The sequence below is a fragment of the Nonomuraea sp. NPDC051298 genome, from assembly GCF_055586305.1.
Genome location: NZ_JBVJIM010000008.1, coordinates 257,805 through 282,839 on the forward strand (window position 1 = coordinate 257,805; position 25,035 = coordinate 282,839).

Annotated in this window: 14 protein-coding genes; 4 read left to right on the forward strand and 10 right to left on the reverse strand. The window is 73.2% G+C overall.

The features are described 5' to 3' along the window. Positions 1-11: 11 nt before the first annotated feature. From ACZ6S0_RS24635 to ACZ6S0_RS24665, 7 genes are all read right to left on the reverse strand, one after another. Positions 12-1,229 (reverse strand): TIGR02679 family protein, encoded by a 1,218-nt coding sequence (locus tag ACZ6S0_RS24635; protein ID WP_465921671.1) that lies wholly within the window; start codon positions 1,227-1,229, stop codon positions 12-14. Further along, positions 1,226-5,227 (reverse strand): TIGR02680 family protein, encoded by a 4,002-nt coding sequence (locus ACZ6S0_RS24640; protein ID WP_465921672.1) that lies wholly within the window; start codon positions 5,225-5,227, stop codon positions 1,226-1,228. Before ACZ6S0_RS24640 ends, ACZ6S0_RS24635 begins: the two co-directional genes overlap by 4 nt. Then, positions 5,224-6,444: a TIGR02678 family protein gene (locus tag ACZ6S0_RS24645; protein WP_465921673.1), complete on the reverse strand. Its 1,221-nt coding sequence runs from the start codon at positions 6,442-6,444 to the stop codon at positions 5,224-5,226. Before ACZ6S0_RS24645 ends, ACZ6S0_RS24640 begins: the two co-directional genes overlap by 4 nt. After that, entirely contained in the window at positions 6,434-7,948 is a 1,515-nt protein-coding gene (locus ACZ6S0_RS24650) for a TIGR02677 family protein (RefSeq protein WP_465921674.1), read from the reverse strand. Before ACZ6S0_RS24650 ends, ACZ6S0_RS24645 begins: the two co-directional genes overlap by 11 nt. Before the next feature lie 95 nt (positions 7,949-8,043). Continuing rightward, positions 8,044-10,413 carry an ExeM/NucH family extracellular endonuclease gene (locus ACZ6S0_RS24655; protein WP_465921675.1) on the reverse strand — a complete coding sequence of 790 codons (2,370 nt, stop codon included), beginning with the start codon at positions 10,411-10,413 and terminating at the stop codon, positions 8,044-8,046. Between the two features lie 265 nt (positions 10,414-10,678). Further along, positions 10,679-14,170 carry a phosphodiester glycosidase family protein gene (locus ACZ6S0_RS24660; protein WP_465921676.1) on the reverse strand — a complete coding sequence of 1,164 codons (3,492 nt, stop codon included), beginning with the start codon at positions 14,168-14,170 and terminating at the stop codon, positions 10,679-10,681. 134 nt (positions 14,171-14,304) lie between these two features. Then, on the reverse strand, positions 14,305-15,591 hold the full coding sequence (locus ACZ6S0_RS24665; RefSeq protein ID WP_465921677.1) for an esterase-like activity of phytase family protein: 1,287 nt from the start codon (positions 15,589-15,591) through the stop codon (positions 14,305-14,307). Positions 15,592-15,948: 357 nt separating this feature from the next. On the opposite strand from ACZ6S0_RS24665, the gene ACZ6S0_RS24670 reads away from it, so the two are divergent. Continuing rightward, a complete protein-coding gene (locus tag ACZ6S0_RS24670) occupies positions 15,949-17,622 on the forward strand; it encodes a glycosyl hydrolase family 28-related protein (protein ID WP_465921678.1) in 1,674 nt (557 codons plus the stop codon). Between the two features lie 52 nt (positions 17,623-17,674). On the opposite strand, the gene ACZ6S0_RS24675 is transcribed toward ACZ6S0_RS24670, so the two are convergent. Together ACZ6S0_RS24675 and ACZ6S0_RS24680 are read right to left on the reverse strand one after the other, a co-directional pair. Then, positions 17,675-19,057, reverse strand: a complete 1,383-nt coding sequence (locus tag ACZ6S0_RS24675; protein ID WP_465921679.1) for a type I glutamate--ammonia ligase — start codon at positions 19,055-19,057, stop codon at positions 17,675-17,677. Positions 19,058-19,257: 200 nt separating this feature from the next. Beyond that, the gene (locus ACZ6S0_RS24680) at positions 19,258-20,169 is read right to left on the reverse strand and encodes a LysR family transcriptional regulator (RefSeq protein WP_465921680.1); all 912 of its coding nucleotides are present in this window, start codon (positions 20,167-20,169) and stop codon (positions 19,258-19,260) included. Positions 20,170-20,237: 68 nt separating this feature from the next. Between ACZ6S0_RS24680 and ACZ6S0_RS24685 the strand changes: the two genes are divergently transcribed. The 3 genes from ACZ6S0_RS24685 to ACZ6S0_RS24695 all read left to right on the forward strand — a co-directional run bounded on the left by ACZ6S0_RS24685 (position 20,238) and on the right by ACZ6S0_RS24695 (position 24,367). Continuing rightward, positions 20,238-21,599, forward strand: a complete 1,362-nt coding sequence (locus tag ACZ6S0_RS24685) for a sensor histidine kinase (RefSeq protein ID WP_465921681.1) — start codon at positions 20,238-20,240, stop codon at positions 21,597-21,599. Positions 21,600-21,690: 91 nt separating this feature from the next. Continuing rightward, entirely contained in the window at positions 21,691-23,541 is a 1,851-nt protein-coding gene (asnB, locus tag ACZ6S0_RS24690; RefSeq protein ID WP_465921682.1) for an asparagine synthase (glutamine-hydrolyzing), read from the forward strand. Positions 23,542-23,740: 199 nt separating this feature from the next. Beyond that, a complete protein-coding gene (locus tag ACZ6S0_RS24695; RefSeq protein ID WP_465921683.1) occupies positions 23,741-24,367 on the forward strand; it encodes a hypothetical protein in 627 nt (208 codons plus the stop codon). A gap of 15 nt (positions 24,368-24,382) precedes the next feature. Here the strand turns inward: ACZ6S0_RS24695 and ACZ6S0_RS24700 are convergent, their stop codons facing one another. After that, the gene (locus ACZ6S0_RS24700) at positions 24,383-24,913 is read right to left on the reverse strand and encodes a molybdopterin-dependent oxidoreductase (RefSeq protein ID WP_465921684.1); all 531 of its coding nucleotides are present in this window, start codon (positions 24,911-24,913) and stop codon (positions 24,383-24,385) included. Positions 24,914-25,035 lie beyond the last annotated feature (122 nt).

The following is a 25,035-nucleotide window of genomic DNA, read 5'->3' on the forward strand; positions in this document are numbered from 1 at the left end:
CCGGGGGCACGTCAGGGCGCGTCGGCGGCCCGCAGGTCGTGGATCAGGTCGTCGACGAGCCGTTCCTCCATGACCGCCCGCCCCGTGACCGTCATGCGCGCCGCGAGGCCGGGATCCCACGGGCTGGCCGCCGGGCTGCCGCGCAGCGGCTCGGAGTCCCCGCCGCCCAGCGCGCGCTCGTAGGTCGCCACGTCCATGCGCCAGGGCTCGGCTCCGTGGCGGGCGACGGCCTCGGTCGTGGTCCGCAGGCCCGTCCAGTCGAAGTCGCCGCGCCACCACACTCGCCGGTCGGCGCAGGCGGCGAGCAGCCGGTGGCAGGCGATGGAGGGGATGCCCTCGGTGCAGACCAGCGCCGCCCCGGCGACGCCCACGGCGGCCCGCAGCACGGCGGGGTTCTCGCACACGAACACCACGGGCGAGGTGACCAGCACGGGCATCGTGACGAGCTGGTGCAGGGTCACGCGGAACGGCGTGGCGTGACCGGCCGCCGCGGTGAGCCACTCCCCGAGCGGCGAACCCGCCGCCCTGAGCCCCAGCACCAGCACCTGGCTGGCCAGGTCGTCCACGATCACGCCCGCCGACTCCCACAGCGCCCGGCGCTGCGCCGCCGAAGCGGGCGCCGGTTCGCCCGCCCGCGCGGCGAGCGCCCGCAGGACGAGCCGGGCCAGCGGCGTGCCCGACAGCGCCTTGGTGTCGCCGGTGACCTGCTCGGCGAGCACGCTGATCGGCCTGGCGTCGGCCGGGAGCACGTCGAGCACGGCCCGCGCCCGGCTCACCGGCTCCCCGCCCTGGCGAACGGCCCTGGTCAGAGTGCCGTCGGACGACAGGTCGGCCAGCCACTCGGCGAACCACGGCTCGGCCGCGTGGCGGCACTCCGCCAGCAGGGCGAGCAGCGCCGCGCGGGCCTCCGCCTCGCGGGCCCGCTCGTGGGAGCGGACGGAGATAGGGCCCACCAGGGCGTCCAGAGCCTCGCGGAGGTCGTCGCAGATCCCGGCCAGGCGCAGCGCCGACTCGACCGCGTGGGGGCTGACGCCGAGTCTCCCCGTCCCCTGCCGGGCGCGGCGGCCGAGCAGCCGCTCGACGGCCCTGCGTTCCTCGTCGGTCGGCTGGGTGAGCACGACGGGCGCGTAGAGCTCCCGGTCCTGCTCGACGCGGGCCGCGAGCCGCTCGATCAGCCGCCCGAGCCCCGGCGCGCCCAGCGTGCGGCGCAGCCGTGCCGGGTCGGTCACCACCCGCCGTCTTCCTGCCGGGCCTTGTCGCCGGGACGGCGGCTGGTGGCGGCCCGCTCCACCTGCTCCGCCCTGGTGCCGTTCCACTCCCAGGTGGTCACGTGGACGGCGTCGATGCCGTCGCGGCGTACCAACTGGTGGGTGGCGATCCCGGGCACGGTGGGATAGAAGCCCCACTCCCGTTCGCTGGTCATCGCCACGTCCAGGTCGAACGTCGTCAGCAGACCCAGGCACTTGGCCCGCGCGTCGTCGTCCACCCCGGCGAACGCCTCGTCGAGCGTCACCAGGCGCGGCGCGTACGGGTGCGCGGAGCGGTAGTGCGACGACGCGGCGGCGAACAGCGGCAGCGAGACGGTGAGCACCCGCTCGCCGCCCGAGGCAGGACCGGTCGCGGGCCGCCAGCGGCCGTCCTGGTAGCGCTCGATCAGGAACGTGTGCCAGCCCCGGTAGTCGAGGGCCCTGCGCAGGTGCTCGGCCCAGGTTCCGTGCTCGTTGTCGCGCCGTTCGGCCTCGATCTGGGCCTGGAGGAAGTCGGCGACGGCCGTTCGGTCGGTGGGGGACCACAGGTCGGCCCCCTGGCGCAGCAGCCTGGCGCGGGCCTCGGCCAGGCCGTCGGGCGCGTCCTTGGCCGGGACCCAGGACATCCGCAGCCTCATGCCGGTCGAGGTGGGCCGCTCCTCCAGCTCGCGGTTCATCTGGGCGACGTGCTCCTCGGCGTCGGCGATGAGCTGCTGAAGGTGTGCCGCCACGTCGTTGACCAGATGCTCCTCGACGATCTCGCGCTGGCGGGCGGTGAGCGTGCGCTCCCGGTAGTCGATCTCGGCGTCGAGCAGCGTGGTCAGCTCGCTCGGCGGACGTTCCCTGCCCTGGAATTGGATGGTCACCACGAACCAGTCGGACAGCCCGGCCACCGCGTGGTGACCGTGCCGGGTGAGCGCCTCGGCCAGCTCGCTGTAGCGGCGGGTGATCTCGTCCTGCACCCGGTGCCAGGCCTCTTCCGAGTCGTCGACGTCGGACAGGAGCTGCTCGATCCGGCGGGCCAGTCGTACCGCGGGGTCGGGCGCCCACGAGCCGGTGCGCTCCACCTCGCACGCCACGTCGAGCAGCCCTGTCTCGGTGAAGCGGCGCAGCGACCCGATGGCGGCCTCGCGCCGCTCGACCGACGCCACCAGCTCGGTCCCGAGCTGCTCCTGCTTGCCCTCGGCTCGCGCGCGCTGCTCCACCGCCCGCCTGTGGGCCTGCTCCAGGCTCTTCAGCTCCGCGGACAACGCGGCGATCCGGGACTTGGTGCCGGCGAGACGGGCCTTGAGCTGCTCCACCGAGGCTCCGATGGCGGCCCGCAGGGTCGCCAGCCGCGCCTGCTCCTCGGCCGCCCGCCGCCTGGCCGCCCGCTCGCGCTCGTGCGCGCGGCGCACGTCCTCCTCGGCCGTCTCCACCTCGGCCGCCCAGGTGCCCACCTCGGCCTGCCTGCCCGCGTGCACCCGCGCGGCGGCGAGCAGCTCGGTGACCACCTGCCGGTACGCCAGCAGCGCCCCCTCGACCTCGGCCAGTTCGTCCGCCGTGGCAGGCAGGGACGTGTCCGCGGCCGCCCGGTCGCGCTCCGCCACCGCCGTGTCCAGGTCGCGCTCGGCCCACCGCACCTCCTCGGCCTGCTCATCGACCGCCCGGACGGCGTCCTGGTGGCGTTCCGCGGACGTCGCGGCCGACGCGTGCGCGTCACGGAGCCCGGCGTCGTCGGGGTGCCCGGCCGACTCGCCCGCCAGCGCCCGCTCGCGGGCGGCCAGCCGGTCGACGGCGTCCTGGGCGTCGCCCGCCGCCTGCTCCGCCGCCTCGACGAGGTCGGCCAGCTCGGCGAGCCGCCGCTGCCTGGCCCGCTCGCGGGCGATCGCGCCCAGGTACTCGGCGCTCGGCTTGTCCCACGCGCCGTGCAGGGGGCCGAGCCGCCACCTGCCGTCCGCGCACACGTAGGGGCCCGCCTGCTCCTCCAGGCCGATGCCGTCCAGTACGGCCCGCGCGCTCGCGTCCGCCGTCACCAGGGCCTCGCTCAGCGGCCGGGCGGCCCGCTCGCCCGGCAGGGCGACCACGTCGTGGGTTCCCGGGGCGAGCAGCCGCCCGTCGGGGGTGACCCAGGCGTCCAGCAGGCCGGAGGCTTCCAGCGCCGCCTCCAGCCCCGCCCGGGACCGCTCGTCGAGGCCGTCGCGGAAGTCCGCCAGCGCCCACAGGGGCGCGCCCGGCCGCCCCTCGCGGACGCCTCCCGCCCTCGTGTACGGCTCGCGCGGCCGGGCCTGCTCACCCGCCGCCAACCGATCCCGTTCCTCCCGCAGGGCGGCCAGGGCGGCCACGGCCTGCTCCCGCTCGGCCGCCGCCGCGGCCTGCGCGTGCGCCAGCTCCTGTCCGGCCCGCCGGACGGCCTCGTGCAGGGCCCGTTCGCCCGGATGCGGCCCCGACAGGGTCTCGGCCCAGGCGGCCAGTGCGTACTCCTCCGGGTCCGGCAGGGTCAGCTCGCGCAGGCCGAGCGCGTACCCGCGCCAGGCGGTGACGTGGTCCGACATCGCGGTGGCGAGTTCCCCGCGCACGTCGGCCAGCCGGTCGGCGGCTCTGTCGCGCTCGGACTCCCGCTTGGCGAGCGCGCTCCTCGCCAGGCCGAGATCGCGCTCGCGCGCGACGGCCTCCCGCGCCAGCCGGGTGACGTGCGCGACGGCCGCCGCGCGCGAGTCGGCGGCCGCCCGGATCGCGTCACCCCCAGGCTCCTCGCCCAGGGAGGCCAGCAGCGTCGCATGGGGCACGGCGAGCCCGGTGCGCTCGGCGAGCGGGGCGGCGCGGTCCTGGTGCGCGGCCACCTCCCGGTGGCTGACCGCGGCGGCGGCGACGGCCTCCCCGTGCCTGGCCCTCCTGGCGGCGGCCGTGGCCTGGGCGCGTCCGGCCGCGGCCTCCTCTGCCGACAGTGCCTGGTCGGCCTCGTCGGCGTAGCGTTCCGCGGTGTCCAGGTCCTTGATGCGCGAGTCTCCGGCCAGCTCCTCGCGGACGGCCTGCTGCTCGGCCAGTTCGGTCTGCGCGCTCTCGGTCCGCTCCTCCGCCTCGGCCTCGGCGCGCGTGGACTGCTCGATCTGCTCGGCCACCGCGCCCAGGTCGCGGTTGACCTGCTCGTAGGAGGAGTGGGCGGAGCGCAGCTCGGCGCTCTGCCTGCGGGCCGCCACCGCGGCGTAGCGCTGGTAGCGGGTCAGGAAGCGGCGTACGTGCTCGTGGGTGTCGCGCAGCCCGCTCAGCTCCTCCCGCTGCTGCTCCAGGTCGTGGAAGGCGCCCGCGACGTCGGAGATGAGGGCCTGGTCGACCGGGGCGAGCGCCTGCGACAGGGCGGCCGACAGCTTCTTCTCGTCCGGGCGCTTGGACAGTTGCGGCTGGCGTAGCTGGATGAGGAGGTTGACCAGCGCCTCGTAGCGTTCGAGGCCCAGGTGGAAGAGGTGCTCGTCGAGCAGCCTGCGGTACCCCTCGGCCGTCTGGGTCACCTGCCCCGACACGCCGACGGCCTCGGTGAGCCGGTCGCGGGTGAGCGCCGTCCCGTTCTCGCCGATGAGGAAGAGGCCCTGGCCGACGCGCTGGGAGGTCAGGAAGAACCAGCGGTCGGCGATGCCCCTGCCCTTGACGGCCTTCATCCCGCAGCCCACGGTCACGTACGCGCGCTCGCCGTCCTCGGTGACGCGGCCGAACTCCAGCCAGGCGTAGCCGAGCCGCTCCTCGTAGCGGTCTCCCAGCAGCAGGTTCCACTCCATGCGCTTGCCGGGGTCGCCGTCGGGCTCGACGCGGCTGGGCGACAGCTCGCCGTCGAGCAGGAACGGCAGCGTCAGCGCCAGCACCTTCGACTTGCCCGTGCCGTTGTTGCCGCGGAACAGGATCCGGCCGTCGCGGAACCAGAACTCCTGGTCGTCGTAGTAGAACAGGTCCACCAGCCCGGTGCGCATCGGCTGCCAGCGGGTGGTGGCGGCGGTCGGCAGGCTCATTCGTCGTCCTTTCTGCTTCCCGGCCTGTTTCCTGATCTGCTTCCCGAGATGACCGGTTCTGCGAAGCCGAAGCGGGCCAGCGCGGGCAGGGGAGTGATCCTCCTGTCGCGCACGCGGATCAGCCCGAGGGCCTCCAGGCGGTGCAGGGCGCCCGTGGTCAGCTCGGGCACGGAGACGTTCTTGCGCCACAGGCCGCGATGCCGCTGGGCCAGCCCCTCCATGTGCGCGCGCAGGTCGTCGGGCTCCACCGGCTGGTCCGGATACATGCGCAGCCGCTCGGCCAGGTGCTCGGCGAGCAGCAGCGTGGCGTGACCGTCGGTGCCCTCTTCCGGCAGGCCGAGATCCGTGGCCTCGCCGGTGGGGTCGAGCAGGGCGATGCCCTCGGCCCTGACCTCGGCCACGAAGCCGGTGGCCTCGGTGATCCGCTTGAGCATCGGGCCGCGCTGCCGTTCGAGGTAGGCGCGTTCCGGCCCGGTCAGCTCCCAGAAGTAGAGCACGGGGTCGTCCAGCAGCCGCCGGGTCAGTGAGTGGCGGATCATGCGGTTGTGGCCGTCCTCAGTGTCGGGGACCAGCTCCTCACCGACGGTGGCGAGCCGCTCGTCGAGCGCGGTGGCGGCCACCGTGGAAGGACCGCGCCGGGTGGCCAGGAGCACGGCGAGCACGCGGCGGTGCACGTCGTAGAGCGCGTCGCCCGACCCGCTGACGTACGCCGCCTCGTCGCCCGCCACCTTGGCCAGGACGCCCGTGCCGATCAGCAGCCCGGCCACCGCGGCCAGGTCGGCGCGCTCCTCCCTGCTGCCCAGCGTGAACACCATCCCGGCCGCGGCCAGCTCGGGATCCGCCGCGAACGCCAGCAGCCGCTCGGCCAGCCAGCCCAGCGTCACCTGGCTCTCGGCCCGCTCCAGCGCGGCCAGCGCCAGACAGGTCAGGACGTACCGGCGGCGGCTGAAGGGCACCTTCCCCTTCGCCTGCGCGGCCCTGGTGCCGTCGCCGTGGCGGGCGGGGACCTTCCGCAGCCGCGCCACCGCGGTGTCGGCGTGCAGAGTCCAGCCGGCCTCCCTGGCGAACCAGTCGGTCAACCACCCCTGGTGCTTGCGGACCAGCCGGTAGTCCGCGTCGCCGGGGACGAGCAGCGGGCGGCGCAGCAGGGCGCGCAGGGCCCGGCGGCGCTCGTCCTCCCTCTGGGCGTCCTGGAAGTCGCGCAGCTCAGCCGCCATGCCCGGACGCCTCCCTGGGCCTTGTCACATCGGTGATCACGACCTCGTGGTCGGGGCCGCGCAGCACGCCCGTCACGGTGCGGATCTCGGCGTAGCCGTCCACCGGCCGCAGGCGGATCTCCATGCCACCGTCGGAGGTCCTGACCGTCACCTCGCCGGGGCCCATGGCCAGCGCCTCACCGAGCAGCCTGAGCAGTAAGTGGAACTCGGCCGGGTCGAGTTCGCCCAGCTCGCTGAGCAGCACGGGGCGGCCGGTGGCCAGCCGCTTGCGCGCCAGCTCGGCCTGCTCGCGCTCGGCGGCCACGAACGCCGCCAGCCGCTCCCGCTGCGGGCCCCGGTCGACGACCTTGCTGGGGGCGCCGCGCCTGGCGTAGCGGCCGGTGGCGCGCAGCCGTACCGAGATCTCCGCCTGGGGCGCGTCCAGCCAACTGGTGGCGGCCGGCACCTCCTCGGCCGATTCCGTCTGCGCGGTCAGGTGGCGGGCGGAGGTCAGCCCGAAGGCGGCCCGCCACAGCCGATGGGCCTCGGCGTCGGTCGGGCACTGGGCGAACCACCGGGCCAGGGCCCTGAAGTCGGCGGAGCGGTCGCTGCGGCCGGCCCGGCGCTCGTGCAGCACGCTGATCGTGGCCAGCAGGTCGGGGATGGCCTGCCGGGCCCGCGTACGCAGCAGGTCCGCCTGGCACGGGCGCGTCCGGTCGCCGACGAACCACGAGCGCAGGCCGGACCAGCGGTCGCGCCACTCGGCCAGCTTCGTCTCCAGCACGTGGCCGGGCTCGTCCGCCTCGCCCGGCGCCACGTCGGCCGCCTCGCGCGCCGCGGCGAGCCTGAGCAGGTCGTCGATCCCGGCCAGGCCGCGGATCTTGTCGGCGATGTCGAACGCCTTGACGACCAGCTCGGAGACGAACCGTTCCAGGTAGGAGATCAGCCGGTCCTTGTAGGCGAGGAACGCCTCCTCCTCGATGTCCTGGAGGTCGATGGTGCGCTGCAGACCGCCCATGAACGCGATGGCGTTGGCCGCCAGGCTGTCGAGCCTGCTCATGATCTCCAGCAGCAGGTTGTGGACGATCGCCGGATCCGGACGTTCGCCCACGCCGGCGAGCGCGTGCAGGCGGACGCGGATGTCCTCCAGCGCCACCGCCTGCAACTCGCCCCTGCGCCCCAGCTCCCGCTCGAAGACCTCCAGCGCGTGCTCGGCCGCCTCGCCGTCCTTGCTGAGCTGGTACAGGTAGCGCGCCCGGTAGAAGTCCTCGACCGTGGTGACCCGCCCGGTGTCGGGGTCGGCCCGCAGGTTTCCCCATTCGCGCAGGCTGCTCAGGGCGTTGTCGACCTGCTCCTGGGCGACCGGCTCGGCGCCGTCGGCACGGAGGGACTCGGCGACGTCCTCCGGCCGGAGGTGCACCACGAATCGCCGCTTGTTGGCCATGAAGACGTCCATGATCCGGCGGTACAGCGGCGCGGTCGGTGTGCTGAGGTGAGCGAAGACCTGTGTACGCGTATGAGACATGACAAGAGGTCAGTATGCCGTCACACAGGCCCTGCCCGGGCACGGTTCGCTACGGCGATTCGGCCGCGGCGGGGGACCGCCGCGGCCGCGCGGGTTCAGAGGTTCAGACCCACCAGCAGCGGGTCGTGGTCGGAGGAGCGGAAGGGGTCGGGCGCGTACAGGTAGGGCGGGTTGAACTCGGTGTTGTAGTCCATGAACCGGCCCTCGTCGGCGTTGACGTGCCAGATGGTGGCGTCGGTCACCAGCTTGCGCGCGCCCCTGTCGGCCAGCACGTGGTCCAGTTCGCCGGACAGGCCGTCGAAGACGTAGCTGTAGCGCTCGTCCTTCTTGATGTGCTTCTTGCTCAGGCTGGTCAGCCCGGCCTCCTCGAAGGCGTGGATCGGGTCCTCCTCGCCGTAGGCGTTGATGTCGCCGAGAACGAGGGCGTTGGGCAGCTTCAGCTCGTCGATCAGCGCCAGTACGGCCTCGGCCTGCTTGACGCGCTTGGCGTTGTAGCAGCTCTGCCCGTCGCCCTGGTCGGCGTCGTCACCCGTGGCGGGCCCGTCGACGTCGGTGCAGCCCTTCGACTTGAAGTGGTTCACCAGCACGGTGAAGGTCTTGCCCTTGCCGTCGGCCTTGCCGAAGGTCTGCACCAGCGGCGGCCGGTTGAAGATCGGGTCGGACGACGACCGCGCCTGGCCGATCGGGGTGACCTTGGCCGGCTGGTAGATCAGCGCGGTCTGGATGAGGTCGGTGCCCGGGTTGGGGTGCGTGATCGCCTTGTACGTGCCCGCGCCGGCCTTGGCGTTGAGCGCGTCGACCAGGGCGTTCAGCGCCACGTCGTTGTTGCGCTCGACCTCCATCAGCCCGGCCACGGCGGGGTTGAGCGTCGTGATGTTGGCGACCAGCTTGGCGAGCTGGCGGTCCCGCTCCGCGGCGTTGGTGGCCCCACGGGAGCCGAGCGTGGTGAACCAGTTGAGCGTGTTGAGGCTGGCCACCTGGACGTCGCCGCCGACCCGCTCGGGACGGGCGGGGCGGGGGTTCTCGGCCCGGAAGTCCACCGGCTCGGTCGGCTGGACGCGGTAGACGCCGAAGCCGTACGTGAGGACGCCGGTCAGGTCCCGCACCTCGTCGCCGATCCGGACGGTGTCGGAGCCCTTGGTGTGGTACGGCAGCGTGGGCGGGTTCTGCGCGTTCGAGCCGTCGTCGAGCAGGATCTTGCGGCGGGCGTCCTTCTCGGTGTCCACGCCGTCGCGGTCGGTCGGCTGCCAGAGGCGGCTGTCCGCGGAGAGGGTGATCTCGCCGTAGCGGCCCAGGTTGTAGACCTCGGAGACGGCGAGGTCGGTGTCGAAGGTCACGAGCATGCTCTCGTGGCGCTCGAAGGTGACGCCCTTCTTGAGCGGCAGGTCGACCTCGACCGGCTTGACCTTGCCGGTGCCGCAGACGTTCACGGCGGTGGCCGGGGAGATCTCGGTGAGGCCGTTGTACTCGATCACCTTGCCGGAGACGAGCACCCGGTCACCGGCCTTGACCGGCGAGGAGCTGAACACGAACAGACCCTCGGAGGTCGCCGGGTCGGCGTCCGGCCGCAGGGACTGCAGGGCGAAGCCGCCGAGCCCGCCCGCGCCCTGGAAGGAGCCGGTGACGACGCCCTCGACGCGCACGTTCTGGCCGTTGACCGGGCTGGTCTCGCCGCTGCCCTGCACCTGGGAGATCTGGTGCGTGGCCGCGGTGTCGCAGTTCTCGGTCGGCGTCGGGCTCGGGGTGGGCGTGGGGGTGGGCGTGGGGGTCGGCGACGGGTCGCCGCCGCCGCAGGGGGCCGCCGTGGTGGCGCTGTTGCGCGGCGCGGGGGCGCCGGTCTCGAAGTCGGCGGCGTTGTCGTCGGTGTCGGCGCAGCCGCCGCTCTTGCGGAACGCGCTGGTGGCGTTGGTGATGGCGGGGGCAGGGGCGCCCTCGGAGAAGTTCGCGGTGCCGTACCCGACCAGGTCGGCGATCTGCGCGAGCTGGGCGTCGGTGCACGGCGTGGACGAGCCGTTGCAGGCCAGGCCGTCGGCCGAGCGGACCAGCGCCACCTTGCCCGCGGTGCCGCTCAGGTTGATGGTGCCGACGCTGTCGGGCTGGGGGAGCGCGCCGCTGGGGGTGGTGCCCGCCGCGAGCTGGACGAGGTGGTACTGGCCGGGCGCGAGGGTGCCGGAGAGGGCGGTCTTGTTGGCGGAGAAGTTCCCCGTGCCGGTGGCGCTCGTGTACTGCACCGACCAGCCGTCCAGGGGCACGGGCGCGCTGCTCCGGTTGAACAGCTCGACGTAGTCGTTGGTCAGGGGAGCGCCGGAGTTGCCGCCTCCGCCGTAGACCTGGCTGACGACCACGGTTCCGGGGGCCGCGGCAGCGGAGGGCTCGGCCACGGAGGGTGAGGAGAGGGCGGCGATCGAGCCGACGAGGACGCCGGCCGCGACGAGGATCGCCGGGACCCGGGACTTTACATGCATGCCGGGGAGCGTAAACCGACAAACGCGGAGATCTATATATGAAGAGTGGACAAGTCATGAAATCTCAGGTCATGACCTTTGACCGTGGTCTGAGGTCAACCTGACCGGTTGCCTCGTGCCCCGCCCTCGCGCCCGGCCTGCACCGGGCCCGAAGGCGGGGACGAGTCTCATCCGATCGCCGGACTCGCCGGACTCGCCGGACTCGCCGGACTCGCCGGACCGGCCGGAACGGCCGGACCGACGAGTCAGGCCGGACCGACCGGAGTTATCGGACGACGGTGAGCGTGGTTTCGCGGGTGACGCCGTTGACCGTCACGGAGAGCGTCACCGTGCCCGGCCTGCGCGCCGTCAGCGTCCCCGTCGCCGGGTCGAAGACCGCCACGTCGCCGCGGTCCGCCGACCTGGCCTCCCCGACGTGCAGGTCGCGGCTGCCCGACCAGGTGACACCGGCCGGATAGGCCGCGGGCACCTGACGGGAACCCTGCGTGATCGTCGCGCTCACCTGGGCCGACGCGCCGACCTCGAGCTGCGCGGGGGCGGTCACGGTGAGCTGGTCCACGTGCGGCCGCAGCTCGGCGGTCAGCCAGCGCGGCCCGCCCGCGAACGGGAACAGCTTCGCCGCCGTCCGCTCGGCCTTGCCGACCGGGTCGACCGACAGCAGGCTCCAGCCGGTGAAGCCGCCCTGGGCGGGCGTCGTGGACGGCGTCTTGGCCGAGTTGCCGTTGATCAGGTACGGCACGCCGTCCACCCGCCCGGCGTCGAAGGTGCCGACGTGGCCGCCCACGAACGCCGTGCCCTTGCCGGTACGGTGCTGGAAGTCGGCGAGCCACTGCTCGACCAGCGCGGCCTCCTTGCGGTCGGCGAGCTGGCTGAGCTTGGCGACCGTCGGGTCGCGCGGCGGGTGGTGCTCGACGACGACGAGCGAGCCGACCCGGTCGTCCCCTGCCGCCTCGTCCAGTGCGGTGCGCAGCCGTTCGAGCTGGTCGAAGCCGCCGCCCCTGATCGTGCCGAGCGAGCTGTCGAGGGTGACGAACCTGGTGCCCTTGTGGTCGAACGTCCGGCTGGTGGCGCCGAAGTACGTACGGAAGTTGGCGATGCTCGCGCCCATCACCTCGTGGTTGCCGGGCACGTAGTAGTACGGCAGCGCGCCGCCCAGCTCCTCGTCGAGGACGCGCCTGGCGAGCTGGAAGTCCGCCTCCGACGCCTCGTCCACGAGGTCCCCGGCGATCACCAGGAAGTCCGGCCTGGCCGCCCTGATCTCGCGCAGCGTCCGCCGGGCGCCGGCCACCAGGGCCGAGTCCGGATCCCGGGCGACGAACTGGGCGTCGGACATGACGGCGAACCGCCAGTCGCCGCGTCCCGGCTGCCCGGAGACGAGCCGGTCGCGCACCTGGGGCGCGGCGGGCGCCTCGACCGACGGGGCCACCTGGGCGTACAGCTCGTCGATCAGCACGTCGGAGGCGTACTGCCGGTTGGCCTTGATCTCGATCGCGTAGAACCGGTTGACCGTGACGGGCTGCGCCAGCCCCGCGGGCACCGGGAACTCGATCTCCCGCCAGCCGTTCCACGTGATGTACGGCCCGTAGACCGACGTCGCCTTGCCGGTGGCGTCGATGACCTGGATCGCCGTCCATTCGCCCTGGCCGCGCCCGTGGACCGACAGCCCGAACGCGCGGGTCTGACCGGGCCGGCCGAGCCGCTGCGGCGAGGTGGCGTAGGCGGTCCGCGTGGCGGTGGACTGGGTGAAGTCGTAGGCCAGCTTGAGCCCGCCGCCGCTGACGCCCTCGGCGGCCGGGGTCACGGTGGCGGTGCCCCGGGCCGAGCCCGCCGTCCACTGGGCGGCGTTGTCGAAGTTCGCCAGGGTCTGCTTCTCCACCCCCACGCTCACGGCCACGGTCGTGGTCACGTCGCCGGCCCGGACGGTCACCAGGCCCGCGCCCGAGGGCTTCCTGGCGGTGATCCGGTATCCGCCCGCGTCGTCGGCGGTGAGGTCGAGCAGCGTGGTGTCGTACGTCAGCGTGAGGTCCCGCGGCTCGACGGGGGCCGAGTTGCCGTGCTCGTCGTAGCCCACGATGCCGAGGGAGGCACTGGCCGAGGCGTCGGCGATGTTCACGGACGTCTGCGTGGGCTCCAGCCGGACGGCCCGGCCGAGCACCTCCAGCCTGGTGCTGCCGCGCACCGACCTGGACGACGCGGTCACCGTCGCGGCGCCGGGCAGCTTGGCGCGGAAGACGCCGTCGTCCGCGCTGCCGTGCGTGGCGCTCCACCGCAGTTCGCGGGCCGCGCCGTCCACCGGTCCGTACGTCTCGTCGTGGCCGGTGGCGGCGATGGTCCTGGTGAGGCCGAGGAACACCCGGTCGGGCCGGCCGCCGGGCACCGGCCCCGTCCCGGGGGCGAGCGAGGTCTCGACGGCCGGGCGGACCCACACGCCGCGCAGTTCGCCGCTGCCCTTCTTGCCGTAGACGGCCAGGCCGTTGGGGACGAGGCGCTCGGTGCCGTCGTTCGGCTCGTTGGCGATCCGCACCTGGGCGGAGCCGGGGGAGCGGGTGGCCATCGTGGCCGAGCCGCCGCCGTCGATCTCCAGCCCGACGTTCGCGCCGAGCCGGACGAGCCGGTCGGCCATCTCCCTCAGCGTCGCGCCGCGGCTGTTGGCCGTACGGTTGCCGTCCACGGTCACCAGGAACATCTTCCTGCCGTCGGCGCTGAACCCGACGGCCATGCGGGCGGCGAGGGTGACGTCGTCCACGGTCTGCGCGGCGCCGTCCTTGACCAGCAGCGCGCGCCCGCCGACGGCGGTGACCAGGTCCGCGTCCACGGACGGGTGGACCCGGTAGGAGACCTCGACGGCGTCGCCGGGCGTCAGCCCCGCCAGCCGGGCGGCCCCCGCGTCCCGGCCGAGCAGCACGGTCGCCCCCGCCGGGATGTCGCCCTGGCCCGCGCCCGAGGTGACCTGCCGCACCTTGCCGTCCACGATCAGCGCCTCGGTCACCTGGGACACGTTCTGCACGGCGCGGGCCCGGGTGTGGGCGCCCCAGCGCGCGTCGTACGCGCCGATGCCGCCGGCGGGCAGGGCGGCGGCGTTGAGCCGGGCCAGCGGCGTCGGCTCTCCGCCCGGGAGCGTCACCGTGCCCTCGAAGAGCACGTCGAGGACGCGCCCGACGCCGGAGGAGTCGATGGCGACGGCCTTGCCGGAGTTGCCGGAGGGCGACTTGACGACGTTCCCGTCCCGGATGCCGACGCCTTCGGGGGCGCCGGAGTTGTTGATGTCGAAGAAGTCGCCGTTCACCGCCGCCACCGCGCCGGCCCGGTCGGCCATCTCGGTGATCCTGCCCGTCGCCGCGACCTTGCCGGCGTCGAGGTAGCCGATCCTGCTGCCCTTGGTGAGGTCGATGGTGAGGGCGTCGGAGCGCTGCCAGCCGCGCGGGTCCACGGTGTCGACGGAGTCGAGCACCACGCCGGGGGCCACCGGTCGGTCGGTCCGGTAGGTCTCGATGGGCCCGCCGGTGGCGGCCGCCTGTGCCGCCGTGTCCGCTGTCGTGCCTGCCGTACCTGCTGGGGTGTCGAGCAGCGGAGTCGCCGACGGGAGGTAGGAGGAGGCGAGCCACGCCTGTTCGGCCGTCTCCGCCACCGGGTCGGACGGCTCCGCGTACGCGGGCGCGTGAAGGCCGGTGAGGGCGAGCGCCGCCACCGCGAGCAGCGCCGCGGCGCGTCTGCGGCGCCTGTGAGACAGGGGGGCCTGCCATAAGTTGAAGGTCACATCGGAAGTCAAATAGCTCTAAAGCATCACATTCCACACGTGAACGGTGAACGCCAGGCGACAGATCGTTCCGGGCCACCCCGGCGTCGGGGCGCCGCTCGGATCCGCCGCCCGGCGCCCCGATGCCGGGGCCGTCAGCGGAGCGGGCGGGCCAGGCGGATGGTGACGATCCGGCTCTGCACGCCGGTGTCCACCAGCCGGCCGTCCGCGCCGAACTCGCCGAGGCCGAAGTCGTTGTCGTTGGCCACGACGAGCGTCCGCCGGTCGCCGAGCAGGGCGATGCCCTCGACCTTGCCCGGCAGCGTGGGCGCCACCTGGGACAGGTCGGCGACCAGCGACTTGGCCGGGAGCCTGACGCCCGACGGGTCGGCCTGCGCCTCCAGCGAGGGCGCGGTGGCCCGGTCGTCGTACCGTCCGCCCAGCAGGTTGGTGGCCTTGGCCAGGTCGATCTGGTAGATCCTGGCGACGTTGTCGGTGCGCTCGTCGACCAGCAGCCTGCGCCCGCCGACGTGCGACAGGCCGGAGATCTTCATCTGGTTCTGGTCGCCGTTCGCCTTGGGGTCGAAGGTGGTGACGTCCTCGAACCGGTAGGCGTACTCGCCCGTCACCTTCTCGGAGCGCAGGTCGAACGTGAGGATGCGGGCGATGCGGGAGGACGTGCCGGTCTTCTTGTCGGGGTTCTCCAGCGGGCTCTGCACCGCGAGGTAGAGGGTGTCGCCGTCGATCGCCAGGCCCTCGAAGCCGCGGTTCTGCTGGCGGGTGGCGAGGATGGCCGGCAGCGACTCCTTGACCGGGTAGTCGGCGCCGGTGAGCCCGAGGCCCTTGGGGACGTACCGGGCCAGCACCAGTCCCCGCTCCGAGACGTGCAGCAGCGACGGGCCGTACTCGTCGATCAGCCAGAAGTCGCCGCGCGAGGTGCGCACGATGTCCTCGGTGTCAACCCCGCTCGGGTTGTACGGCAGCGCGGTCTGCGCGTCCCAGGTGTAGGGCCGCTCGTCGTGGCCCGCCTGGTTGCTCATGCCCGTGATCGGCTTGCCGGAGCGGCCGACCAGCGGCACGTACTTCTTGATCTCGACGCCGAACCGGGTGGACACCTGGACGATCGCCGGGGCGAACTCGGGGATCGGGAACGTGCGGCGCTTCTCCGTCCCCACGGTGATCTGCCCGTTGGGCCCACGGTCGGTGACCATCCAGTAGTCGCCGCTCCGCCCGGCCGGGAACAGGCCGCTGCCGACCCCGCCCAGCCTAACCCCGCGATCGTCGTCGATGGACGCCTGCAGGTCGCCCAAGGGGACCGGCGGAATGCTCACATCCTTGACGACCACGGGCCGTGGCGCGGGCGCGGGCTCGGCCGAGGCGGCGTGCGGGACGGCGATCGTCGCGGCGGCGAGCGCAAGACCTGCGAGAACAGGACGGAACATGACATGGCCTTTCAACACAGCAATCACCAGCGTCCAGACGCTAATGTCGGCAAATGACCGTATGTTGACCTGCCGATGAATCCCCGCCGTCGGTCACCGCCCGCCCGTCGCGGGGGCAGTCGGCCGGAACCGGCGGTGGTCTGCGAGGTCGGCTATCGTGGGCCGCATACATCGGATGTGTGCCCGGTTGGCGCTCGCACCCTTCCGGAGGGCAAGTGCCTGCGTCGAAAGAGCACGTGCATCCAGGTGAAATCGCTTTCGTCAAGATTTGAATCCCCTCGCGGCACCATTTACGCTCAGAGATCCGATGTCTCCACGACCCCCCGGTGGTGACCAATGCCGTCTCGACGTGCCGCGATGCGTCACGATTCCGCAGGTCTGAGCCGCCGGGCGTTGCTCGGTGGCGCGGCGGCGGCCGCCGTGCCAGCAAGTGTCCCCGCACTCGCGGCGGAGGCCGCGGCCGACCGGCCGCCGGACGCCTCGTCCGCGTTACTGGACCAGTGGGCCGACGGGCCGGGAACCCATCCCCTGATCCCCGACGTCTCCCGCGCGGGCCACCGCCTCGGCACGCGCCCGCCACGGGGCGAGATCGTGACCCGGGTGACCGACCACGGCGCCCGCGCGGACGGGACGACAGACTGCGCCCCGGCGTTCAACGCCGCCCTGCGCGCCGCCGGGGAGCGCGGCGGCGGCGTCGTCCTGGTGCCGCGCGGAACGTACCTGCTGGCCTCGCCGGTCTTCGTGCACTGGTCCGGCGTCGTGCTCAGGGGTGCCGGGCGAGAGGCCACCGTGCTGCACTTCAGCCGTACGCTCGACGACGGCTACCGGCAGGCCCGCCAGTCCAACGGGAACAGCCGCTGGTCGTGGACCGGCGGGCAGATCTGGTTCGTGGCCGCCGAGCGGCGGGCCCGCTCGGAGGCGGAGGACTTCGCCGGCACCGAAGGCTGGCTGCTGGGCGACACCCTCGCGGACGTGGCCCCCGCCGCACGCGGCCAGCGAACGCTGCTGGTCTCGGCGACGAGCGGGCTGCGGGCGGGCGACATGGTGGTGCTCGAATGCGACAACCCGCCGGACGCGAGCCTGCTGGCGCATCTCGCCGGGGACGTTCCCGGCGCCCTGTCGTACGACTGGCCGCGCCGCGCGCCGCAGCTCGTCACCGGCTCGGGCGGCCAGTACGTCCAGTACGCCACCCTCCAGTGGCCCGTCCGCGTCGAGGCCGTTCTCGGTGACCGGCTGGTCGTCCTGGCCCAGGCGCTCAAGCACGACCTGCGTCCCGGCTGGCCGGCCCGGTTGAGGGCGATCGGCCCCACGGTCAGCGACAGCGGCGTCGAGCACCTGACCATCCGCAACGAACCGGTCGCGATGACCGCGCACAACAGGCACCCCGGCTCGAACGGGGTCTGCTTCCAGGCCGTGCACGACTGCTGGGCGAGCGGGGTCCGGGTCGAGAACTGCGACCTCGGCTTCGGGTTCACCTCCGCCAAGTCGATCACGCTCTCGGACGTCGCGGTCGGCGGCCGGGCCGTGCACCACAGCTTCGCCTGCCGGATGCAGTCGCACGACAACCTCGTCGAGGACTTCGTGATCGAGGAGTTCACCGTGCCGGTGCCGTCCGGCGCCCTCCACCACGGACTCAACGTGGAGGGCCTGTCGTCGGGCAACGTCTGGCGGCGCGGCCGGATGGCGGAGGGCACGTTCGACACCCACCGGGCACTGCCCTTCGAGAACGTCAGGACCGACATCACCCTGGTGAACAACGGCCGGGTCGGCGGCTCGGCCGCCTCCGGCCCGCTGTTCGGCGCCAGGATGGCGCACTGGAACGTCCGCATCACGGGCGACAGCGCGTACGCCGTGGCGGTCGCGGACGTCGCCCCGCGCAGCGTGACCCTGGGCGTGCGGGGCACCGCCGACACGGCCAGCGGGCTGCCCCGGGACTTCGCCAGTGACCTGCAGAACCTCGCCGCCCAGCAGGGCTCGACGCCCCGCGTCACCGACCTGTACGCCGCCCAGCGCGACCACCTCCCGCACTGACCCCACCGAGCCGAGCCGGGAGGACCGGTGCAAGCCGTGCCGGGAGGGCCGGTCAGTACAGCCAGCGGTGTGCCCGGACCACCTCGGTCGCGTCGCGGTCGGCGGCCCACGCCGCGTCGGACGCCCGCACCGTCAGGAACGCGCCGGTCAGCTCCTCGCCCAGCGCGTTCCTGATCCGCTCGCTCCCCAGCAGCGCCTCCGTCTGCTCCGCCACCGTCGTGGGCAGGCGGCGGACGCCGAGTTCGGCCCGGCGGCACTCGCTCCACCGCCCGGGGTCCTCCTGGATCGCGGGGGGCGGCGTGAGCCCGTCCTCGATCCCGGCCACGCCCGCCGCGATCACCACGGCCAGCGACAGGTACGGGTTCCCCGACGCGTCCGACGGCTTCAGCTCGACGTTCGCGTGGTCGGGCCCCAGCAGCGGGGTGGAGGGCACCAGGCGCAGGGCCGCCTCCCGGTTCTCGACGCCCCAGAACGCGTACGCGCCCGACCAGAACCCCGGCCGCAGCCGCTGCAGCGAGCACTGGCTCGGGGCGGTGACGGCCACCACGGCCGGCAGGTCGCGCAGCAGCCCGGCCAGGTACGCGGCCCCGTCGGCGGTGAGCCCGTGTGGACCGTTCCCGCCAGACAGCAGGTTCACCCCCGCCCGCGACACCGACGTGTGCAGGTGCCACCCGTTGCCCACCTGACCCAGGGTCACCAGCGGGGCGAAGCTCGCGCGCAGCCCGTGCGCCCGGGCGGCGGCGTGGATGGTCTGGCGGGCCAGCACCTGCTGGTCGGCCGCGGCCGGCGGGTCGGCGGGGGCGATGTTGAACTCGAACTGGCCCGGGCCGTACTCGCCGTGGAACTGGCCCACCCGGATGCCGTTCTCGCGCAGGTCGCTCAGCAGTTGACCGGCGAACTCGTCGACCGCCAGCAGCTTCGCGGGCCCGTACGAGGGGCCCTCGAAGGCCGGGCGCGGCAGGTCGCCGTCCTCGTGACCGGTCGTCGTGAGCTGGAACTCCATCTCGTAGCCGGCCAGGAACCGCAGCCCGAGATCCGCCGCGCGGGCCACCTGACGCTCCAGCACGCCCCGCGGGTCGTAGGCCCACGGCGACCCGTCGGCCTCCGTCAGCCGGCCCGGCACCCAGCCGAACCCCGGCTGTCCCGCCAGCCGCACCGGCCGATCGTTGACCGGCACCAGCCGGATGTCACCCGAAGGCGTGCCCAGCGGCGCGTGCTCGAACGTGATCTGGTCGTGCGAGTCGAACACCGCGAACAGCGGCGTCACCCCCACACCTCGGCGCACCGCTGCGTCGAACTGGTCGACCGGCACCGTACGCGAGCGCGGGATGCCGTTGTTGTCGGCCCACACGATGGTGACCCCGACGACGCCCTCCTTCGCCAGGTCACCGGCGTCCCGCCGAACGGCCGTGCTCTCCAGGTCCTGCGCGATCATCCTGTACTCCCCCCAAGGGATCCGTGTTGCCCGGCCGGCGCCGCGCGGCGGGCGCCGTCACGTGAGACCGTCATCCGTGCGGCACGGCGGTGGGACCGTCGTCCGCATGGAACGGTACAGGTGACCGGCGTCACAGCTCCGGGATCCGCGGAATTCCTGGCGTCTTCGATCGAGGTCCCTTACCTGACCAGGCCCTTCGGCTACCTGGCCCGGCCCTGCCGCGCGGTCTGCGGGCGCGAGCGTTGTGGCGGTACGGGCGGTGTGCTCGCGTACAGTTCGCGGGTCATCCTCAGCAGCGCGTCCAGGCAGGGGGGCGGGTCGTCCTTCCACCAGGCCAGCCGGACGTCTATCGGGGGCGCGTCGCTGACGGCGCGGTAGGCGACGCCGGGCCGCGGGTTCTGGTTGGCGGTGGCCTCGGCGGTGACCCCGACGGCCTGGCCGGAGGCGATGAGCGTGAGCCACTCGTCGACCCCGTCGGTGAAGCGGGTCGCGGGGCGGGCGCCGAGCGGCCACAGGTCGGGGGTGGTCGTGCCGCTGCGGTGGTCCATCGCGACGGTGTAGCGGGCGAGTTGGGCCAGGCTCACCGAACGGCGCCGGGCGAGGGCGTGGTCGACGTCCATCGCGGCGTAGCGGGTCTCGACGCCGACCGAGGTGACCTCGAAGCGGTCGTCGGAGAGGGGGCGGCGGATCACGGCGACGTCGGCGACGCCCTCGCTGAGACCGGCCGTCGGGCTGTTGGAGTGGACGAACACCAGCGGCATCCCGGGATGGGCCAGCGCCCACGTCTTCTGCAGGCGGCGCGTGTGCTTGCCCAGGGCGGCGTAGGCGTAGCCGAGCCGCAGTTCGGAGTGGGACTCGTCGGCGATCCGCCGCAGGTAGGCGATCTCGTCGAGGACGCGCCGGGCGTGGGAGAGCACCCGCCCGCCCGCGCTCGTGAGCGCGACGTGGTGGGTGGACCGTTCCAGCATTCGTGCCCCGAGCGAGGCTTCGAGCGCGGCGATGGAACGGGAGACCGCGGCCTGCGAGCAGCCGATCAACTCCGCCGCGTCGGTGAAGGTGCCCGCGTCGACCACCGCGACGAGGGCGCGAAGATGGCGTAGCTGCAGGTCCATACCATAAGCGTATAAAACTCGCTTAAAGCGCATTTCTCTCTGGTCCCAATTGTGCTGAGACTATCGACATGGGGAGGTTGACCGATTCCATCCGCGCGCGTTACACGTTCGCGGTGGGGGCGTTCGCGCTGATCATCCTCACCGGGCTGGGCGCGACGCTGGACCTGGCGATCCGCTACAAGCTCCAGAACTCCGTCTTCGACCAGGCCGAGCGCGTGGCGAGCCAGTGGAGCGCGCTGGCGCGGCGCGGCGCGATCCCCGAGGAGATCCCCGCCTCCGCCCCGGTCGAGCTGGTCCAGATCGTGGACGCCCGCCATCGCGTGGTGGAGTCCAGCAGGCGGGCCTCGGAGACCATCCCGCTCAGCCGGGTACGCCCGCCGCCGGACGACCGGTTCATGCGGATCATCGAGTGTCCGGTGAAGGGGCCGTGCCTCGCGCTGATGGCCATCCGGCTGACCCCCGCGGACGACGCCGCCGTCGTCTACGCGGGCACCCCCGAGCCCGACCTGCTGGCCATGCCCCGGCTCGAACTCCTCATCGGCGCCGGGATCGTCCTCATCACGACCGTCGCCGCCTGGACGACGTGGCTGCTGGTGGGGCGTACGCTGCGGTCCGTCGAGGCCATCCGCGCCCGGCTCTCGGAGATCACGGTGAGCGACCTGAGCCTGCGGGTCCCCGTCCCGCCCGGGGACGACGAGCTCGTCCAGCTCGCCCGCACCGCCAACGTGACCCTCGTCCGCCTGGAGGGCGCGGTGGAGCAGCAGCGCCGCTTCGCCTCGACCACCTCGCACGAGCTGCGCACCCCGCTCACCGGGCTGCGCGCCCAACTGGAGGAGGCGGTGCGATATCCCGACGACACCGATCCCCACGCGACGATCCGCTCGGCGCTGGCGGCCACCGACCGGCTGGAGGCGATCGTCGACGACCTGCTGCAACTGGCCCGCCTGCGGGCCGCCGACCCCGTGCCGCCCGAGCCGATCGACCTGGGCGAGCTGGCCGAGACGGAGGTGTCCGCGCAGCACGGCCGGGTGCCGGCCACGGTCGAGGCCACTCCCGGGCTCGTCGTCTGCGGGTCCAGGATGCAGCTCATCCGCGTGCTGGACAACCTGCTGGCCAACGCGCAGCGGCACGCCGGCTCCGCGGTCGTCGTGAGCGTCGAACTGGACGGCGGCGAGGCCGTCCTGGCGGTGACCGACGACGGCCCCGGCGTCGCCCCCGCCAACCGCGAACGCATCTTCGAACGCTTCGTCCGCCTGGACGACAGCCGCCGCCGCGACCCCAACGGGAGCGGACTCGGCCTGGCCATCTCCCGTGACATCGCCCATACGCACCGCGGGACGCTCGAGGTCGAGGACTCGCCCCAGGGGGCCAGGTTCGCCCTGCGCCTCCCGATCGAGGGCTGCCCGCCTGCGCCAAGAGGCCATCACTAAAAAAGCGACATACACCACATTTAGCGACAAATCCCGACAATCTACCTAAAAGCGGGCACGTCTAGGAACCTCGAAAGATGGGGGGACCAACATGTGTGGCATCTGCGGATGGGTCGACTTCGAGCGAGACCTCCGGGAGGCCCGCGACACCGCACAGGCCATGACCGACACGATGGCCTGCCGCGGACCCGACGACGAGGGGCTCTGGACCGCCTCCCACGCCGCCATCGGGCATCGCAGGCTCGCCATCATCGACCTCGCGGGTGGGCGACAGCCGATGGTGGCCGACGACGACGGGCGGGAGCCCGCCGTCCTCACCTACAGCGGAGAGGTGTACAACTACCGCGAACTGCGCGCGGAGCTGATCGCCCGCGGCCACCGCTTCCGCACCCAGAGTGACACCGAGGTGGTGCTGCGCGCGTACCTCGAATGGGGACAGGACCTGGCCGAGCACCTCAACGGCATGTACGCCTTCGCCATCTGGGACGCCCGCTCCGAGGAACTCCTCCTCGTCCGCGACCGCATGGGCATCAAGCCGCTGTACTACTACCCGACCCCGCGCGGCGTCCTGTTCGGCTCGGAGCCGAAGGCCATCCTGGCCAACCCGATGGCGCGGCGGGTGCTCGACGCCGAGGGGCTGTGCGAGCTGATGGGGTTCGTGAAGACGCCGGAGAAGGCCGTCTTCGCGGGCATGCACGAGGTGCGTCCCGGCCAGCTCGTCCGGGTGGACCGGGACGGCATCCGCAAACGCCGCTACTGGCAACTGGACTCGCACGAGCACCACGACGACGTCGAGTCGACCGTCAAGACCGTACGCGGCCTGCTGGACGACATCGTCACCCGCCAGCTCATCAGCGACGTCCCCCTGTGCGCGCTGCTGTCCGGCGGCCTCGACTCCAGCACGATCACCGCCCTGGCCGCCAAGGACCTGCGCGATCAGCACCTCGGCACCGTACGCTCGTTCTCCGTCGACTTCGTCGGCTACACCGAGCACTTCAAGCCCGACCAGACCCGCGGGACGCCCGACGCCCCCTACGTCCACGAGCTGGTGCGCCACGTGGGCGCCGACCACACCGACATCGTGCTCGACTCCGCCGCGCTCATGGACCCGGGCGTGCGCTCGGCCGTGCTGCGCGCCCGCGACCTGCCGATCGGCATCGGCGACATGGACACCTCGCTGTACCTGCTGTTCAAGGCCATCAGGGAGCACTCCACGGTGGCGCTGTCGGGGGAGTCGGCCGACGAGGTGTTCGGCGGCTACCGGTGGTTCCACGACCGCGAGGCGGTCGAGGCCGACACGTTCCCGTGGCTCGTCGGCACGGACATGCCCGGCCGCAACGGCACGGAACGGCTGCTCAAGGACGATCTCGCCCACGACCTCGACCTGCCCGGCTACCGGGCGGAGCGCTACCGCCAGGCGTTGGCCGAGGTGCCGCGGCTGCCCGGCGAGAGCGGGCACGAGCGGCGCATGCGGGAGATCAGCTACCTGCACCTGACCCGGTTCGTGCAGATCCTGCTCGACCGCAAGGACCGGATGAGCATGGCCGTCGGGCTGGAGGTGCGGGTGCCGTTCTGCGACCACCGCCTGGTCGAGTACGTCTTCAACGTGCCGTGGGCGGTCAAGACGTTCGACGGGCGGGAGAAGAGCGTGCTGCGCGCCGCCGCCGCCGACCTGCTGCCCGACGCCGTCCTGCGGCGGGTCAAGAGCCCGTACCCGGCCACCCAGGACCCGTCGTACGACCGGGTCCTGCGCGAACGGGCCCGCGAGCTGCTCCTGCGCGGCGACTCGCCCGCCGACCGGCTGGTCGACCGGGACAAGGCGCGGGCGTTCGCCGAGCCGTCCGGCGGTGACCCCGGCGACTCGTCGGCCCGCGCGGCGCTGGAGGGCTTCCTCCAGCTCGACCAGTGGCTCAGGGAGTACCGCGTGGACATCCTCGTCTAGAACGAGTCGGGGAGGCCGCCGTCAGGGAGGCCGTCGTCCGGGGCCGCTGGGAGGCAGTGAAGCCCCGGCCCGCTCCGCGCCCGAAACGCAGGGGCGGGCCGGTTCCACCCGGGTCGAAGAGCACCGTTCCGAGGACATCCCATTACCCACAGTGACATCATGGGTGCCGTCCGAACGCGAGACGACTGGAGGACCTGGTGTGCTGACCGGGGTCGATTCACGCGGGCTGCCGCACCAGTCCCGTCAACGCAGGCCGCGCCTGGCCGGGCTCGCACTGCTGCTCGTGCTCGGCGGCGCCCTGGCCACGACCGTGCTGGTGATGCGGGCCGACGAGCGTACCTCGGTGATCCGGGTGACGAAGTGGATCGGCGCGGGCCAGCCGCTCGACCGCAGCGCCCTGCAGGAGGCGCGCGTGGCCGACGACGGCGTGGCCTACTGGTCCTGGTCCGAGCTCGACCGGGTCACCAGGACCGTCGCCACCGTCACCGTGCTCCCCGGCACGCTGCTCACCCGGCCGATGGCCGCCGCCGACAACGGGGCCGTCACCGGGCGTCCCGTCAGGGTGGGCCTCGACCTCAAGCCCGGCCAGGCGCCCTACGACCTGGAGCGGGGCGAACGCGTCCAGCTCATCCACGTGCCAGGACGCGGCCCCGGGGCCGGACGTCCGTCGCTCCTCGCCGAGCAGGCCGTGGTCGACGGCGTGAGCTATGCGTCGGGGGCGGCCGACCAGGCCACCGTCATCGTCGACAGCGCCGTCGCCCCCTCGGTCGCGCTGCACGCCGTCAGCGGCGAGATCGCCGTCGCCGTCCTCCGCACCCTGCCCTGACACCCGGCGTCCGGCTCAGTCCCATAACCGGTCGTCCGCGCAGACCCGGATCCTGGCGACCCCGCTGACGTGCCGGGCGCCGCAGCGGTCGCCGGGCACCACCAGGTGCGGGCCCTGCTCGTCGAGGTCGCGGCAGTCCATGGCCACGGCCAGCAGCGCCGCCGCGTTGCCGAACTCCGGGTCCAGCTCGCCCCACGACAGCACCGCGCGGTGCCCGTCACGGCCCAGCACGGAGACGAGGAAGCGCAGCCGGTCCTTGCGCTCGGCCGGGTCGAAGAGCGGGCCGGCGGCCTGGAGCACGTCCATCAGGAGCGGTCCGCTGAAGTGGTGGCGCCGCAGCCCGGAACTGCGGCACTCGAAGGTCACGATCGTCTCCCGCTGCGGCATCGAGCGCAGCGCGGCCACGCTCAGCGCCGCCGGCGTGCGCACCTCACCCGACAGGGTCATGTCCGTACGTGTGTCGATCGACTCGGGCCACATCGGCACCCTCCCCGCCTGCGTACGCCTCCCTTCCGCATGCCCGCCCGCCGGGCCTCCGACACTCACTTGCGCTCCTCTTTCTCGATCACCCTGGCGTTTGCCAGGCAGATCCGAGAGTCAAGCTCGCGATCGCGCCTACGACCTCTCTCCAGACTCCCCGTCGATGAAGGCGAACCGCGCCTGCCGTC

What these genes read in the sequence shown, in the direction of transcription:
- ACZ6S0_RS24650 (WP_465921674.1), bottom strand. Translation starts at nt 7,948, where the DNA reads ATGTCTCATACGCGTACACAGGTCTTCGCTCACCTCAGCACACCGACC.
- ACZ6S0_RS24655 (WP_465921675.1), bottom strand. Translation starts at nt 10,413, where the DNA reads ATGCATGTAAAGTCCCGGGTCCCGGCGATCCTCGTCGCGGCCGGCGTC.
- ACZ6S0_RS24645 (WP_465921673.1), bottom strand. Translation starts at nt 6,444, where the DNA reads ATGGCGGCTGAGCTGCGCGACTTCCAGGACGCCCAGAGGGAGGACGAG.
- ACZ6S0_RS24680 (WP_465921680.1), bottom strand. Translation starts at nt 20,169, where the DNA reads ATGGACCTGCAGCTACGCCATCTTCGCGCCCTCGTCGCGGTGGTCGAC.
- ACZ6S0_RS24670 (WP_465921678.1), top strand. Translation starts at nt 15,949, where the DNA reads ATGCGTCACGATTCCGCAGGTCTGAGCCGCCGGGCGTTGCTCGGTGGC.
- asnB (WP_465921682.1), top strand. Translation starts at nt 21,691, where the DNA reads ATGTGTGGCATCTGCGGATGGGTCGACTTCGAGCGAGACCTCCGGGAG.
- ACZ6S0_RS24665 (WP_465921677.1), bottom strand. Translation starts at nt 15,591, where the DNA reads ATGTTCCGTCCTGTTCTCGCAGGTCTTGCGCTCGCCGCCGCGACGATC.
- ACZ6S0_RS24640 (WP_465921672.1), bottom strand. Translation starts at nt 5,227, where the DNA reads ATGAGCCTGCCGACCGCCGCCACCACCCGCTGGCAGCCGATGCGCACC.
- ACZ6S0_RS24675 (WP_465921679.1), bottom strand. Translation starts at nt 19,057, where the DNA reads ATGATCGCGCAGGACCTGGAGAGCACGGCCGTTCGGCGGGACGCCGGT.
- ACZ6S0_RS24685 (WP_465921681.1), top strand. Translation starts at nt 20,238, where the DNA reads ATGGGGAGGTTGACCGATTCCATCCGCGCGCGTTACACGTTCGCGGTG.